10 protein-coding genes and 1 pseudogene are annotated in these 13,683 nt (G+C 64.6%); 5 read left to right on the forward strand and 6 right to left on the reverse strand.

What is annotated here, in order from left to right; genetic code table 11:
• Positions 1–16: 16 nt before the first annotated feature.
• The 4 genes from YQ44_RS18570 to YQ44_RS18585 all read right to left on the reverse strand — a co-directional run bounded on the left by YQ44_RS18570 (position 17) and on the right by YQ44_RS18585 (position 4,663).
• Positions 17–1,147 (reverse strand): toxin-antitoxin system YwqK family antitoxin, encoded by a 1,131-nt coding sequence (locus tag YQ44_RS18570; RefSeq protein ID WP_071324647.1) that lies wholly within the window; start codon positions 1,145–1,147, stop codon positions 17–19.
• Positions 1,148–1,305: 158 nt separating this feature from the next.
• Entirely contained in the window at positions 1,306–3,141 is a 1,836-nt protein-coding gene (msbA, locus tag YQ44_RS18575) for a lipid A export permease/ATP-binding protein MsbA (protein WP_071324648.1), read from the reverse strand.
• Between the two features lie 117 nt (positions 3,142–3,258).
• Positions 3,259–3,642, reverse strand: coding sequence for a hypothetical protein (locus tag YQ44_RS18580; protein ID WP_071324649.1), 384 nt, complete (start codon positions 3,640–3,642; stop codon positions 3,259–3,261).
• Positions 3,643–3,700: 58 nt separating this feature from the next.
• Entirely contained in the window at positions 3,701–4,663 is a 963-nt protein-coding gene (locus YQ44_RS18585) for a Dyp-type peroxidase (protein ID WP_198043752.1), read from the reverse strand.
• A gap of 192 nt (positions 4,664–4,855) precedes the next feature.
• Here YQ44_RS18585 and YQ44_RS18590 point away from each other — a divergent pair, with 192 nt between their 5' ends.
• Positions 4,856–6,277 (forward strand): aminotransferase-like domain-containing protein, encoded by a 1,422-nt coding sequence (locus YQ44_RS18590; RefSeq protein ID WP_071324651.1) that lies wholly within the window; start codon positions 4,856–4,858, stop codon positions 6,275–6,277.
• A gap of 14 nt (positions 6,278–6,291) precedes the next feature.
• Here the strand turns inward: YQ44_RS18590 and moaA are convergent, their stop codons facing one another.
• Both moaA and YQ44_RS18600 read right to left on the reverse strand, forming a co-directional pair.
• Complete coding sequence (moaA, locus tag YQ44_RS18595; protein WP_071326609.1) at positions 6,292–7,374, reverse strand: GTP 3',8-cyclase MoaA; 1,083 nt, start codon at positions 7,372–7,374, stop codon at positions 6,292–6,294.
• A gap of 155 nt (positions 7,375–7,529) precedes the next feature.
• Positions 7,530–7,808 (reverse strand): helix-turn-helix domain-containing protein, encoded by a 279-nt coding sequence (locus YQ44_RS18600; protein ID WP_071324652.1) that lies wholly within the window; start codon positions 7,806–7,808, stop codon positions 7,530–7,532.
• A gap of 197 nt (positions 7,809–8,005) precedes the next feature.
• Between YQ44_RS18600 and YQ44_RS18605 the strand changes: the two genes are divergently transcribed.
• From YQ44_RS18605 to YQ44_RS18620, 4 genes and pseudogenes are all read left to right on the forward strand, one after another.
• Complete coding sequence (locus tag YQ44_RS18605) at positions 8,006–10,318, forward strand: FdhF/YdeP family oxidoreductase (RefSeq protein WP_071324653.1); 2,313 nt, start codon at positions 8,006–8,008, stop codon at positions 10,316–10,318.
• Between the two features lie 13 nt (positions 10,319–10,331).
• A pseudogene (locus YQ44_RS18610) lies at positions 10,332–11,729 on the forward strand (cytochrome ubiquinol oxidase subunit I).
• A 30-nt stretch (positions 11,730–11,759) separates the two neighbouring features.
• A complete protein-coding gene (locus YQ44_RS18615; protein WP_071324654.1) occupies positions 11,760–12,740 on the forward strand; it encodes a cytochrome d ubiquinol oxidase subunit II in 981 nt (326 codons plus the stop codon).
• A 13-nt stretch (positions 12,741–12,753) separates the two neighbouring features.
• Positions 12,754–13,674: a bestrophin family protein gene (locus tag YQ44_RS18620; RefSeq protein ID WP_071324655.1), complete on the forward strand. Its 921-nt coding sequence runs from the start codon at positions 12,754–12,756 to the stop codon at positions 13,672–13,674.
• The last annotated feature ends 9 nt before the right edge of the window (positions 13,675–13,683 follow it).

The raw sequence follows: 13,683 nt of genomic DNA on the forward strand, positions 1-13,683 counted from the left end.
GTCATGAAATTGAGCGCTATCTGACGGCCACCGGCTGTCCATCCTGCCACGCCTGCTCCAGCACCAGCTTGCCGGCCTTGTCCCAGTGGCGCTCGATGCCGTGCTTCTTGCCGTGTTCATAGGGCACGATCTGCTGCAGGCTGCCATCGGTGTGCCAGATTTGCAGCAGGCCGTGGCGCTGGCCTGCGACAAACGGGGTCACGCTGGCGCGCACGCCGTTTGCATGCCAATCGGTCGTATCGCCGTGGTCGCGCCCCTGCGCGTCTTTCTGCCACGCAAAATTGGGCCGGCCATTCGGGGCCCATGTTTGCAAGCTGAGCACGGCGCCCTTCCGGTACAGCGTTTTGTTCGACACGACGCCATTGTCATGGCTTTCAAACGACCAGCCGTCGGGCTGGTCGTGCACCCAGACGGTCATGGCCAGCACGCTGCCGTCCTGGGCATACCGGACAAACTCGCCCTCGCGCTTGCCATCGACGAAGCGTCCGCGCCGGTGCAGCTTGCCGTCCGCATAAAACAATTCCTGCACGCCATGCATCTTGCCATTGCGTTGATACGAGCGGCTGCTGACGGCCCCATTCGCGCCATACGACACATGCTCGCCATCGGCCATCTCGTCGCCGTGATACAGCGTGCGGTTCATCAGCTGGCCATTCTCGTGATACGTTTCCGAGATGCTGTCGCGCCCGTTCGGCAGCGCGGTCACCTTCTGCTGCACCTGGCCATTCTCGAAGTACACGCAGCCGCCGAGCAGCTCCTCGCCCTGGGCATTGAAGTAGGTCTCGCGCAGCAGCTGGCCACTCTCGTAGTAATACTTGCGAAAACGCACGAACTTGATCTGGCTCAGGTCCAGGTCGGTGGCATAGGTTTCAAAGGCCGGCACGCCCGGCGTGTCGGGAAATTCGAGCCGCACATGCCAGGCGCCCAGCGCCTCGTCGCGCACGGGCGGCGTGCGCAGCGCGTACGCGGCGCGGCGCTGATTGCTCGGTACGAAATTTTCATCCAGATACATGGTCTGTTCTTCCTCTTGCGCCTGATCGGACGCCGTCGCCGGCAATGCTGTCTGCGCCTGCCCCATCAACGGCAAGGCCGTGCTCATGCCCAGCGCAGCGGCCAGCAGCCAGCGCATCGTCTGTCGGTTCTTCATGTTGCTCCATTGCTCATATTGCCTTGCGGCTGCCATCATAAAGGCAAGCGCCGTTCGCCACGGGCACGATTGCCGCTCCCGACAAAAAAAAGCCGGAACCGGACCTGCTGGTCCGGTTCCGGCCTCGTGGCTGGCTGGCGCGGCAGGCGCGCCGCACGTCAAGCCACGCCGTCCTTGACGGGCGACAACTGGCTCGCATGCAGGCGCGCATACGCGCCGCCCTGCTGCAGCAAGGCCGCATGACTGCCCGATTCCACCAGCCGCCCGCCCTGCATGACGACGATGCGGTCGGCGCTTTCGATGGTCGACAATCGGTGGGCGATGACGATGGTGGTGCGGTTGCGCATCAGCACTTCCAGCGCCGCCTGCACCGAACGTTCCGACTCCGTGTCCAGCGCGCTGGTGGCCTCGTCGAGCAGCAGGATGGGCGCATCCTTGTACAGCGCGCGCGCGATCGCCAGGCGCTGGCGCTGTCCGCCCGACAGGCGCGAACCGTTCTGGCCCGCCTGCGTGGCGTAGCCTTGCGGCAGCTGCATGATGAAGTCGTGCGCATAGGCGGCGCGCGCCGACGCTTCGATCCTGTCCTGGTCCGGCGCCGGGTCGCCATAGGCGATATTCGCCGCCATCGTGTCATTGAACAGGATCACGTCCTGGCTGACGAGGGCGAACTGGCGCCGCAGGGCCAGCAAGGCGTAGTCGCGCAAGTCGACGCCGTCGAGCAGGATCTGGCCGCCGCTGACGTCATAGAAGCGCGGCAGCAGGCCCAGCAAGGTAGTCTTGCCGCCGCCCGAGCCGCCCACCAGGGCCACCGTTTCGCCGGCGCGGATGTCGAGCGAGATATTGCTCAGGGCCGTGGGCGCATCGGGATCATCGCTGTTGTAGCGGAAATCCACGTTCCGCAGCGACAGGTTGCCCTGCACCGTGGCCGGCGCGATGGCGCCCGGGTCCGGTTCCAGCGGCGTGTCGATCAGGCTGAACACGGATTCGGCCGCCGCCAGGCCACGCTGCAGCGGCTCATTGATCTTGGTCAAGTTCTTGATCGGCGACTGCATCGCCATCAGCGCGCCCATGAAGGCGACGAAGGCGCCCGGCGTGATGGCGCCGCTTTGCGCGCGCAGCATGGCGAAATAAATCACGGAGGACAGGGTAATGCCGACCAGCATCATGATGAAGCCGGAATTCATGGCCGAGGTGGCCGCGTGCTTGACGGCCAGCTGGCGGTTGCGCTTGACCACGTCGACGAAGCGCGCCTGCTCATAATCCTGCCCGCCGAATATTTTCACGACGCGCTGGCCGCCGATGCTTTCGTCGAGCACGGAAGTCAGCTCGCCCACGGCTTGCTGCGAACTCTTGCTCAGGTGGCGCATGCGCCGTCCCGCCAGGGTCACCACCAGGGCCACGATGGGCATCGACGCCATGCAGAACAGGGCCAGCTTGACGTCTATGCTGAACAGCAAGATCAGGTAGCCGATGGTGGCGACGGAATCGCGCACCATCACGTTGAGCACATTCAAGCCCGCCTGCGACACCTGGCTGGCGTCGAAGGCCACGCGCGACTGCGTCAGGCTGGTGGTGGTGGTGTCGAAAAAGCGGCTGGGCAGGCGCATGATGGTGGCGAACATCTTTTCGCGCAGGTCGGCCTGCACCCGGCTCGATAGCCATACGGAACCATAATCGCCGGCAAAGCTCGACACCATGCGCAGCACGGCCAGGCCCAGGATGGTGGCGGGTATCACCCAGATATCCACCTGCCCCGCCTGTGCCGGCAGGAAGCGGTCGACCCAGCCCTGCAACATGCCCATCACGCCGGACACGGGCGCCACCTGTGCGCTGGCCGTGTCGCGCATGGCGTCGACGACGTTTTGCAATTGCCGGATCAATAACACATCGGTGGCGGACGCCACGCCCACGGCCAGCAGGGTGCCGGCTACGATGGCGCCATAGCGGCGGAACTGGCTGGCCAGGCGGAAAAACAGGAGGCGACTTTGCTGCATGCGGGGGAAAGATGAAGGTAAAACGTGATTCTAACCGCTGTGTAGCTTGCCTATGAGAAAGTCGCCGCCCTGCCGGGAAAATACACGGCAGGGTGTGGCGCAATCAAAACAGGGGCATCAGACCTTCGCCACTTTCCACGCTTCGGCGCCGCTCTTGCACACTTTCAGCTTCAAGGTCTGTTCCTGGCCCTTGGCGCTCAAGGCCACCTGCACCTTGCGGCATACCTGGGCATCGGTCTTTTCCGTGTCGCTGGCCGTGATGTCGGCGTGGATGCGCACGGAATTGCGCAAGCCTTCATTGCTCCATGGCGTCGTTTCGCCATCCTTTTTCTCGTTCAGCACGGCCGTCACGGCCTTGACGAACACGGGCTTGTCATTCTTGTTCAGATACGCCATGGGCGTGTCGGCGAGAAAGCCCAGGCCGACGGCCGAGGCGCCGGCGCTGACGACGACGCTGCCGACGATCAGGGCGGACAGCAGTTTTTTGGTAGGGATACGCATCGGAAGACTCCTGTGGGGTGACTGGTCAATAATTGGCGATTGTACCGGCAACGGCAGCTTAACCGGGATCCGCAGGCGAAACACCCATCTTCAACAGGGCGTCGATGCCGGGCACGAAATAGATGGCCGACGACAGCGCCGTGGAAAAATCGAGCAGCCGGTCCGTCCTGGCGACGCCGTCGTCGCCGACGCCATACATTTGCCGCAACATGCCCATGGTCACCGTGATGTCCTTGCAAAAACCGACAAACATGATGCCCGCTTCCGTGGCATTGCCGTAATTGGCATTGCGGCGCACGATATCGACTTCCTCGCCGTTGCGCCGGAACTGGTTGCGCCCCACATGGCTATCCTCGGGCTGCGGCGACAATTCGTGGCTGCCGGCCTTGGTGCGGCCCCACACCTGCTCGGCCGCGTGCACGGGCAAGGCGCGCAGGCGCTCCACGTCCATCCGCCATTTCTGGAGCAGCACGGTGGAACCGCCCGCCCCCTGGTCGCCGTCGGCAATGATGGCCACGCCATTGGCGCGAAACGGATTCGGATTGGCGACGCCGTCGGCAAAGCCGTCGAACGTCACATTGTTATGGTACGGGAAACACACCTGCTCGCTGGCCAGGTCGGCGTAAGGACCGAGCAATGTCACGGCCGCGCGCATGCTGTCATACAGGGTGGCCGCGTTCGATTGCGTGATCCACACCCACAGGTCGTGCTGGGTGGCGGGCGCGCGCATGCCGTTGATGCCGACGAGATCGTCGGCAAACGAGTGCAGATTGTCCGGCAGGCCGGCCGCGGACGCGGCGCGCCACAGCTCGGGCTTGAATCCCAGCACGATATTGGCCGTGCCGCCCGTCAATTGGTGATGGCGGTTGAGGGTGGGGTCGCCGATGCCCGTCGTGCCCGCGTCCCACAAGGCGCCCAGGGCCTTGAACAAGGATCCCATGGCGACGCCCGCCTTCAGCGTGAACTGCAAATGCACTTCGTCGCGCGCGACGATGGACAACATGCTCTGTGGAATAGCCATGGCCAGTGTTTCCCTTTCATTCTGTCTATCGATCTTAAACCAGGAAGCGGCAAATGCCCGTTTCATTCCGGCAACATGCGATGCCACGCAGCCGCCTCACCCCCGCCGGCGCCGACAAAAAGCCATTCCCGCCCACGATTTGACAGATAATGCAATGACGTAGAGCAAGAATACAAACACGGATACCACTGCATGAAACTGTATGAAAAGCTCGTTGGCGACATCGAACAACTGGTGGCCAAGGGCGTGCTGCTGCCCGGCGAACGCATTCCCTCGGTGCGCCAGACCAGCCAGCAGCACAAGCTGAGCATCACCACCGTGCTGCGCGCCTACGTCAAGCTGGAGAGCATGGGCGTGATTGAAAGCCGGCCCCAGTCCGGCTACTTCGTGCGCCAGCGCGCCAGCGACGCGGCCACGCCGGCCATGTGCATGCAGGCGTCGCATCCGAGCCCCGTGCCGGCCGAAGTGCACGTCAGCCGCCTGGTGCTGTCGACGCTGCGCTCGATCGGCCTGAACGACGCCATCCCGCTCGGTTCGCCCTACCCCGACCCGTCGCTGTTTCCCTGGGAACGCATCAACCAGTATGCGGGCAGCGTGGCGCGCCGCAACCGCGCCTGGAGCGTGACGGACGACCTGCCGCCGGGCAACCCGCAACTGATACGCGAAATCGCCCGCCGCTACCTGGAAAACGGCCTGGCCGTCGATCCGGATGAAATCATCGTCACCGTGGGCGCCACGGAAGCGATCAACCTGTGCCTGCAAGCCGTGGCCAGGCCGGGCGACACCATCGCCGTCGAATCGCCCACCTTCTATGCCATGCTGATGGCCGTCGAACGGCTGGGCATGAAGGTGGTGGAAGTGTCCACCGACCCGTATGAAGGCATCAGCATCGAGGCGCTGGCCGACATCATGGCCCAGCAGCCGATCGCCGCCGTCATGGTGATGCCGAACTTCCAGAACCCGCTCGGCTTCCAGATGTCCGACCAGCGCAAGCTGGCCCTGTACCAGCTGCTGGAGCAGCACGACGTGCCCGCCATCGAGAACGGCGTCTACAACGAACTGTACTTCGGCGACGCCCATCCCTCGTCGCTGAAATCGTTCGACCGCAAGGGCCTGGTGCTGCACTGCGCCTCGTTTTCCAAGAGCCTGAGCGCGGCGCACCGCGTGGGCTGGGCGCTGGCCGGACGCTACCGCGGCAAGGTCGAGGAGCTGAAATTCCTCAACACGCTGACCACCTCGTCGTTTCCGCAGCTGGCCATCGCCGAATACCTGCAAAACGATGGCTATGAACAGCACCTGCGCCGCGTGCGCAAGGCCTATGCCCAGCAGGCGCGCATCATGGCGGCCGCCGTGCAGCGCTTCTTTCCTGCCGGTACCAAGATCTCGCACCCGCAGGGCGGCTACGTGCTGTGGGTGGAATTGCCCGGTAATGTGGATTCCATGCAACTGTACCGGCGCGCGCTGGAATGCCGGATCACGGTGGGGCCGGGCCGCATGTTTTCCGTCAGTCATGCCTACAAGCATTGCATCCGCCTCAATTACAGCTATCCGTGGAGCGTGGGCGTCGAGCAAGCGATCATCCTGCTGGGCAAGCTCATCACCGAATTCCTGTAGCCGTTCCCGCGCCGTCAGCCGCCCACCAGCGACATGCGCACGGTGCGATACTGCTTGCGCTCGCCGAGCTGGGCCAGGGCGCCGCGCACTTCCGAATAGCGGTCGCCGCGGCGCTGCCAGTGCTGGCGCAGCACGGCTTCCAGCCCTGGTGCGGAGTCAAGCTGGGGCCGCAGGTCGACGCCATCGTGGGCGAACAGGCACAGGAACATCTTGCCGTCCGACGATACGCGCACCCTGCTGCAATCGCCGCAGAACGGCTGCGACACGCTGGAAATGAAACCCACTTCGCCGCCGCCGTCGCGGTAGTGAAAGCGGCTGGCCGTCTCGTGCGACACGGGTTTGCCATCCGCCTGCGCGAGCAGCGGGAACTCGGCTTCGATCAGCGCGCGCGCCTCGTCCGAAGTGACGACATGCGTGCGCGACCAGGCACCGATGCCGCCCACATCCATGAATTCGATCAGGCGCAGCACCACGCCCGTATGGCGGAAATGGCGCGCCAGCTGCAGGATCTGGCTGTCGTTGACGCCTTTTTGCACGACCATGTTGACCTTCACGGGGTTCAGGCCCACGGCCTGCGCTACCTCAATACCGTGCAACACTTTCTCGACGGGAAAATCGACGCCGTTCATGCGCTGGAAAATGCCATTGTCCAGGCTATCGAGGCTGACCGTGACGCGCGCCAGGCCCGCATCCTTCAGCGCGCGCGCCTTGGCCGCCAGCAAGCTGCCATTCGTCGTCAGCGCCACCGTCACGGCGCGGCCATCCGGCGTGGCCAGGCGCGCCAGGCGTTCGATCAGCTGCTCGAGGTTCTTGCGCAGCAACGGCTCGCCGCCCGTGATACGGATCTTGTCCACGCCGAGGCGCACGAAGGCGCGCGCCATGGTCTCGATCTGTGCGAAGGACAGGCGTTCGCTTGATGGCAGGAAGGGATAGTCGCTGGGATACAGCTCGGCCGGCATGCAATAGGTGCAGCGAAAATTGCACTGGTCGATCACGGAAATGCGCAAGTCCGTCAATGGGCGGCCCAGCATGTCGACGCACGGTTCAAACGGTGCATGGACCGGCCCTGCGGCAAACTCGTCGGCGGCCAGCGGCATGCCGGGCTGCCAGATCGCCTGTTGCGGATACAGTATGGTGTTCATTTGCGCCCCCTGCTTATTCAATCGTCAGCGTCCAGCATAAGGCCGATGGCGATTCTTCTAGAGGTACAGTCCGGCCTCCGGCGATAGAGTACAGACGCGCGTCGTGGCCGCTATGGCGCGGGCGGCGCGGCAAATATGCTGGCGCACAGCTCGGCCCCCGCCGCGCTGAGCAACGCGCTGCCGCCGCCATTCTCGGCCGTGGCCACGACCGCCAGTCCCGCGCTGGACAGTGCATTGAGCTGGCGCAACAATGTGCTCATCTGTACTCCCGCCCGCTTGGCCAGCTTGGCCAGCGACCACGGCTTTTCCGGCGCGTCCTGGCGCGCTTGCCACAACAGCGCCAGCAACGCCACCAGCGCCTCGTCGATTCCCGCATTTTCCTGTTGCATCTTCTTCCTCGCGCAAGACCGGGCGCGCACGCTGCACTGCCCTCGCCTGCATCATAAATCAGGGACAGTGCCGGCGCGACGCAAATCGCCCGCGCCCCATCTGTACTCTGTTTTTTTGCCCGGAACTGTGCGCCTACGGGGCAGCGCGCCGCCCCTACCATGTGACTGTCCCATCGCATATCACCAGGAGAGTCATCATGAGCAAGCCAAAGTCCGACGCGCGCATCGCGCCCTATACCCATGCCGCGGCCGGCTGGGGTGCCCTCAAGTACGTGGCCATCAACCTGTTCAAGGAAAAAGTCAGCGCGGGCAACTACCGCTCGCTGTTCGAGCAAAACCAGCCCGATGGTTTCGACTGTCCCGGCTGCGCCTGGCCCGACCGCGAACACGCGTCGACGTTCGAATTCTGCGAAAACGGCGTCAAGGCCGTGGCCGCCGAATCGACGAGCAAGCGCGTGCGCCCGGAGTTCTTCCAGGAGCACACCGTCACGCAGCTGATGGAACAGTCGGACTATGCGCTGGAACAACATGGCCGCCTGACGGACCCCATGGTGTACGACGCCGCCAGCGACAAATACCAGGCCATTGCCTGGGACGATGCCTTTGCCCTGGTGGCGCACCACCTGCACGCGCTGGACGACCCCAACCAGGCTGCCTTCTACACATCGGGCCGCGCCAGCAACGAGGCGGCCTTTTTGTATCAGCTGTTCGTGCGCGCCTACGGCACGAATAACTTCCCCGATTGCTCCAACCTGTGCCACGAAGCGACGAGCCGCGGCTTGCCGGAAACGGTGGGCATCGGCAAGGGCACGGTGCTGCTCGACGATTTCGAGCATGCGGACACCCTGCTGCTGTTCGGCCAGAACCCGGCCACCAACCACCCGCGCATGCTGGGCGAGCTGCGCGAAGCGTCGCGCCGCGGCGCCGTCATCGTCTCGATCAATCCGCTGCACGAGCGGGGCCTGGAGCGCTTCACGAGCCCGCAGCATCCGCTGGAAATGCTGACGGGCGGCAGCACGAACATTTGCTCGCTGTTCATCTGCCCCACCCTGGGCGGCGACTTCGCGCTGATCAAGGCCATGGCCAAGCGCGTGATCGAGCTCGATGACGCCGCCGTCGCCCACGGCCAGGAGCGCGTGCTCGACTGCGCTTTCATCGCCGAGCACACGAGCGGCTTCGACGCCTTTGCCGCCGACCTGCGCGCCGAAAGCTGGGACTTGCTGCTGGCCGAATCGGGCGTGGCGCGCGACAAGATCGAGGAATTGACGCAGATCTATGTGAAGGGCAAGGCCGTCATCGCCACCTGGGGCATGGGCGTGACGCAGCACAAGAATTCGCTGGCCACCGTGCAAATCCTGTCGAACTTGATGATGATGCGCGGCAATATCGGCAAGCGCGGCGCGGGACTGTGCCCCGTGCGCGGCCATTCGAACGTGCAGGGCAACCGCACCATGGGCATCGAGGAACAGCCGACCAAGGAATTCCTCGACCGCCTGGGCCTCGTCTTCAACTTCGAGCCGCCGCGCCACCACGGCTACGACGCTGTCGGCACCATCGAGGCCATGCTGGAGAAAAAGGTGAAAGTGTTCGTCGCCCTGGGCGGCAATTTCTCGATGGCCACACCGGACACGCCGCGCACCTGGGATGCGCTGCGCTCGTGCGACCTGACCGTGCACATCGCCACCAAGCTCAACCGCAGCCACCTCGTGCACGGCAAGGATGCGCTGATCCTGCCCACCCTGGGCCGCACGGAAATCGACGTGCAGGCGGGCGTGGCGCAGGGCGTGACGGTGGAAGATTCGATGAGCATGGTGCACATCTCGTTCGGCATGAACCAGCCCGCCTCGCCCAATTTGCGCTCGGAAATCGCCATCGTGGCCGGCATGGCGCAAGCGACCCTGGGCAGCGCGAAGATCGACTGGCTGCGCTACTCGGGCAACTATGCGCTGCTGCGCGATTCCATCGAACAGGTCTTCGACGACTTTTTCGACTACAACTTGCGCGTGGCCAAGCCCGGTGGCTTCCACCTGGAAATCGCCTCGCGCGAACGCGTGTGGAAGACGGCCAGCGGCAAGGCGCAATTCCTCGTCAACGCCGTGGAACAGGACACGCCGATCCACCGTGCGCGCCAGCAATATGGCGAGCGCCTGATGGTGCTGATGACCACGCGCTCGCACGACCAGTACAACACGACGATCTACGCCATGGACGACCGCTACCGCGGCGTGTTCGGCCAGCGCCGCGTGGTCTTCATCAACAAGGACGACCTGGCCATGCTGGGCTTTGCGGCCGGCGACTGGGTCGACCTGATCGGCGTGTGGCATGACGGCATAGCACGCCGGGCCGACCGTTTCCTGCTGGTCGAGTACGACATCCCGCGCGGCTGCATCGGCGCCTACTACCCGGAAACCAATCCGCTGGTGCCGCTCGACAGCGTGGGCCACGGCTCGCGCACGCCGACCTTCAAATCCATCCCCGTGCTGCTGGCGCCTTCGGCCGCCATCAGCTGAACAGGAGATCGCCATGTTCGGTTTCGATACGCTGGACCTGTCGCGCGCGCAATTCGCGATGACGGCCATCTTCCACATCCTGTGGCCCATATTGACGATCAGCCTGTCGCTGTTCCTGTTCGTCGTCGAGGCGCTGTGGCTGCGCACCAGCGACCCTGTGTACTACCGCCACGCGCGCTTCTGGGGCAAGCTGCTGGTGCTGAACTTTGCCGTCGGCGTCGTCAGCGGCATCCCCCTGGAATTCCAGTTCGGCACCAACTGGGCGCCGTTTTCGCACCACTCGGGCCAGTTCATCGGCAACATCCTCGGCTTCGAGGGTGCCATGGCCTTCATGCTGGAAGCGGGCTTCATCGGCATCATGATGTTCGGCTGGGGCCGCGTACCGAAGGGTGTGCACCTGTTTGCCACCGGCATGGTGGCGCTCGGTTCCAGCATTTCCTCGTTCTGGATCATGGTCGCCAATTCCTGGATGCAGACGCCGGCCGGCGTGCGCGTGGTTGACGGCAAGATCATCGTCACCGATTACGTGGCCGCCATCTTCAACCCGGACATGGCCTGGGCCGTGGGCCACATGTGGGTGGCCGCCGTGGAAACGGGCTTGTTCGTCATCGCCGGCATTTCCGCCTGATATATGTTCAAGCGCCGCGAACCGGCCTTCTTCGCCCGCTCGTTCAAGCTGGCCCTGATGTTGCTGCTCGTCATCGCGCCGCTGCAGGTGTGGCTGGGCGACTCCAGCGGCGTCGACGTCTTCCAGACCCAGCCTGCCAAGGGCGCGGCCATCGAAGGCCACTGGCACACGAACCGCGATGGCGAGGGCGCGGCCTGGTCGCTGCTGGCCTGGCCCAACCAGGTGGAGCAAAAGAACGACTGGTCGCTGGAAGTGCCCGGCATGCTCAGCGTGATCGCCACGCATAGCGCCACGGGCAAGATCACGGGCCTGGCCGACATCGCCCGCGCAGACCAGCCGCCCATGCTGCCGCTGCTGTACTACGCGTTCCGCGCCATGGCCGGCATCGGCATGTGGTTCGTGCTGCTGGCGTTCTGGACGGTAGTGGTGTTGCGCAAGGCGGGCGGACGGGTGGAAGCATTTTTGCGCAACCGCAAGCTGCTGCTGGCCTGGGTACTGACCATCCCGCTGCCCTACATCGCCGTCGAATGCGGCTGGATCGTGCGCGAAGTGGGACGCCAGCCGTGGGTCGTCTACGGCCTGCTGCGCACGCGCGACGCCGTCTCGGACGTGGCGGCCCCCGCCGTGGCCGGCAGCATGCTGATGTTCTGCGTGTTTTACCTGGTGCTGTTCGTCACCTTCTTTGTGTTCGCCAAGAAATGGCTGCGCAAGGGCCCCGACGTGACGCCGCCGCCGCCGGAGGCCGCCCATGCCGTCGGCGCCCTGCTGAAGACCACGCACTGAGATGCGCCCCCATCAACCAAGGAGTGTGTAATGGATATGAATTCTCAAGCCATGCTGGGCAACGCCTGGTTCGGCCTCATCGGCCTGATGCTGGTGTTTTACGTCGTCACGGACGGCTTCGACCTGGGCGTGGGCATCCTCAGCCTGTTCACGCGCCGCGAGCAGGAACGCAACCTGATCTTCCAGTCGATCGAACACGTGTGGGACGCCAACGAAACCTGGCTGGTGGTGGTGGGCGGCGCCCTGTTCGGCGCCTTTCCCGGCGCCTACGCCACCTTGCTCGAGGCACTGTACATCCCCATCATGCTGCTGGTCGCCAGCCTGATCCTGCGCGGCGCCTCAATCGAATTTCGCCATGCGGCCGGCAACAAGCGGCTGTGGGACCTCGCCTTTGGCGTGGGCAGCCTGCTGGCGGCCGTGGCGCAGGGCGTGGTGCTGGGCGAGGTCATCACGGGCTTGCAGCCGGGCTGGCTGAGCGGCGTCTTCACGGCGTGCACGGCGGCGGGCGTGGTGGCCGGCTATTGCCTGCTGGGCAGCACGTATCTGATCAAGAAGACGGGCGGCCAGCTGGAAGCGGCGGCGCGCCGCTACGCGACGGCCAGCGTGCTGGCCACGGTGGCGGCGGCCATCGTGCTGTCGGCCGGCACCATGGTCTTCAGCGCCATCGGCCATGAACGCTGGGCGCAGCCGGGCGTGTTCGGCGTGCTGCTGTCGCTGGCCGCCGTCGCCGCCAGCGCCTTTATTTACATCCTGTGGGCCGTGCACGTGAATGGCGTGCGCGGGCCGTTCCGCGGCGCCATCGTGCTGTTCCTGTCTTCGTTCGCGGGCCTGGCCATCAGCTTCTTCCCCGACCTGGTGCCGGGCAAGCTGACGATTGCCGCGGCCGCGTCCGATGAACCGACCCTGATCTTCATGCTGATCGGCATGGGTTCCATGTTGCCGATCATGATCGGCTACAACCTGTTCCAATACTACGTCTTCGAGGGCAAAGTCGTGCCCCGCAAGCATTGAGCGATATCACATCATGATCATCCGGCCCACCACCAACTGGTTCCGCATGCTGTTCGTCTGGGATGGCTCGGTGCTGCAAACCATCATTCCGCAGTTGCTGCTGATGCTGGTGATCAGTTCGCTTGCCCTGCTGACGGACGGCCGCATCTTCGGCGTCAAGATTCCGCTCGACACGGCGCCCTTTCCCATGGTCGGCATCAGCCTGGCGATCTTCCTCGGCTTTCGCAACAACGCCAGCTATGCGCGCTTCGCCGAGGCGCGGCATATCTGGGGGCAATTGCTGATCGCCGCGCGGGCCCTCGCTTCGCAGGCGATCACGTATCTGCCACGGCAAACGAGCGGTCTCGACCACGAGTTGCTGCTGAACCGGATGATCGCCTTCGTCTACGCGCTCAAGCACCAGCTGCGCCAGACGGACCCGCAGCACGACCTGGCGCGCTACCTGCCGGCCGAGGAAGTACTGCGCCTGCAAGGCATGCAATACCAGCCCGTCGCCGTGCTGCATGCGGTGCGCGCCATGCTGCACGAGGCCGTGCAGCGCCAGCCGGGCCAACCGCAGCTGCTGTGGATGCTCGACACCCAGCTCAACGACCTGGCCGCCACCGTGGCCGGCTGCGAGCGCATCAAGAACACGCCGATACCGTATCCGTATGGCGTGCTGGTGCACCGCACCGTGTACATGTATTGTTTCTTGCTGCCGCTGGGCCTGGTGGACGCCATCGGCGTGGCCACGCCCCTCATTTCCGTCTTTGTCGCCTACACCCTGTTTGCGCTGGAAGCCATCGCGCAGCAGATCGCCGAACCGTTCGGCCTGGCGCCCAACTGCCTGGCCCTCAACGCCATGACGCGCGAAACGGAACGCTCCTTGCGGGAACTCAACGGCGACGCCCTGCCGCCGCCGCTGCGGCCCTGCCCACGCTATCAGATCGATTAACGGGAGAAC

This window comes from Janthinobacterium sp. 1_2014MBL_MicDiv, assembly GCF_001865675.1.
Taxonomy (GTDB): Bacteria; Pseudomonadota; Gammaproteobacteria; order Burkholderiales; family Burkholderiaceae_D; genus Janthinobacterium.